We start from the raw sequence: 2,058 nt of genomic DNA, 5'->3' as shown, positions 1-2,058 counted from the left end.
CCTTAATGAAGCAGAGTCTGTATAGTCGTTGCTTTTGTTAGTATTTTGTTGCATAACCATATTTTTAGTCGCATCTTACTTTGTTGCACCTTACGTTATTATTACTTATTTTTAGTATGGTCATCAGTGATGCTGATCAAATCATTATAATATTTATCATCGAAGATAGATTTAATATAACAGCCCCTACTAACAGTTATATCTCTCATGATATTGTTAAAAACAACTCCCATTAAACTAACGAATGAATACCAGTATTTTAGGAACAGGTTATTTATACCCATCAAAACAATCAATATATTCTACATAATGATTAACGCTTCGGAGTTTAATTCTAGAATAGACAGCACTTTTCAATCAAGTTAGATTAATATGTTAAGAACATTACGATTGACAATTAAATTATAGACAAGCTAGAAATGAGTTTGTGAATATTAAATCAACCTTAATTTATACGCTAAGTGAACCAACTGTGAGTTTGTTTTTACCTTTAGTTTCTTTTTAATACTGGCGAGTCGATAGTCGACACCGCGCTCTGTTAAAAAGCATTGTTGAGCAATATCAGAGCGAGAACCTCCTTTAGAAACTATCTCAATAGCTTTAATCTCATTTTCACTGATGAGCCTGTAATCCAATAATGGATTAAGGTGAATCGGTAAATCATCTAAGCAATAGTGCTGGTAGTCGGTAAAAATCTTCTGAATACGTTGAATTCGCTGATTGTCATACTCAACATCTTCATCTAAAAACAAGTAAAACCTTCCAACATAATGTTCACTAATCAAGCATGGAATGGCAAATGTCCTTTTGCCTTTATAGCCATATTTTTCCATCACATTTAAAGGGGAAGCAGCAGAACGATGCCAATCTTCGTAGTCCCAATGATGATATTCCTTTAGCAAAGATAAATCAGTATTGTAGTCTAATTTAGCCCATTTACTCCTAGATGAGATACTATAATTTATCGCATTTTCAGAACTATACATAAGCCTAGTTCTTTTAGCTAAAAGGTTTTTTTTATTAATTGAAAATGAGGATTTTTCACTGAGGTCAACATTGAATATCATATCTGAAATCTCTAAATCCTTTGCCATTGAGGCAAGCTCTTTACAGTTTATCATGTTGTCCTATAACCCCTATCTGATTAGCCTTAAAGATAAGTTGAGGAATGTTTGTCGCATGAAGCAATGACTTGCCTGTATCTAGATGATAATCAACCCCTCTTTCACTAAGACTCAACATGTCAGATACTTCTTTTCGTGTCATTCCCATCGACATTGCGTTAATAATGGAATGTAATTTTTTGCTAATACCATAGTTTTTAGCGACTTCGCTTACGATAGTCGTTTCGTACTTTTTATAGATATTTAATACAGAGACTTTTATCGAACGAATATTACATTCAATTTCTCTAAGTTCAATTTCATTATTTACAATAAATACTACACTAGCATTGGTCTGGCTAAATGGGCTCATACTAATTACGACTTTACTGTAAAAACTATCATCATCTCTCCATATAACAACATCTTTACCGTTATGTTTTTTTTGTTGGGCAAATAAAGACTCACATAAAAATGTGCTCGAACCCTCATCACAATTAGTCACAACCAAATCTAATCTTTTATTTACACATTGAATATCATCTTTACCTAGTTGCTCAAAACATATAATCCACTTAGGAGTAATTTTAAAGCAAGAAAACAAACCTTCATCGGTTTCGACCATAGCGGTTCTTTTGTTTTTTATTATTATGCTCATCTCAATTCATCATAATTAATATTGATTTCAATTATTATATCTACACAATTAGGCAATACAATTCTCTTAGGTTGTATGTGTGTGTAGAGTCACAACGAACATAATTGCTTTGATCAGCACAGTTTTTCAACAAAATTAACTCATCTACTGTGACTTATCATATTGGCAATCGACTCGACACAAGGTAGGGAGTAAAAATAAAAAACATACCCACAACAATAGCTCCAACTATTTTTACATAAGGGCATTTAAATTAAAATAATCAGATTTATTATCAATGTGATAATAATCTATATT

Annotated in this window: 2 protein-coding genes; both read right to left on the bottom strand. The window is 31.8% G+C overall.

All coding sequences use genetic code 11. The features are described 5' to 3' along the window. Positions 1–434: 434 nt before the first annotated feature. Positions 435–1,094 carry a LuxR C-terminal-related transcriptional regulator gene (locus tag BCU91_RS06600; RefSeq protein ID WP_157936271.1) on the bottom strand — a complete coding sequence of 220 codons (660 nt, stop codon included), beginning with the start codon at positions 1,092–1,094 and terminating at the stop codon, positions 435–437. Between the two features lie 13 nt (positions 1,095–1,107). Continuing rightward, a complete protein-coding gene (locus tag BCU91_RS06595; protein WP_102477231.1) occupies positions 1,108–1,728 on the bottom strand; it encodes a hypothetical protein in 621 nt (206 codons plus the stop codon). Positions 1,729–2,058 lie beyond the last annotated feature (330 nt).

The sequence above is a fragment of the Shewanella sp. 10N.286.52.B9 genome (assembly GCF_002873635.1).
Taxonomy (GTDB): domain Bacteria; phylum Pseudomonadota; class Gammaproteobacteria; order Enterobacterales; family Shewanellaceae; genus Shewanella.
The sequence above is the reverse complement of the archived record's forward strand: the minus strand, read 5'-3'. Positions and strand labels throughout refer to the sequence as shown.

Coding starts and splice junctions, on each gene's coding strand:
- BCU91_RS06595 (WP_102477231.1), bottom strand. CDS start 1,728: ATGGTCGAAACCGATGAAGGTTTGTTTTCTTGCTTTAAAATTACTCCT.
- BCU91_RS06600 (WP_157936271.1), bottom strand. CDS start 1,094: ATGGCAAAGGATTTAGAGATTTCAGATATGATATTCAATGTTGACCTC.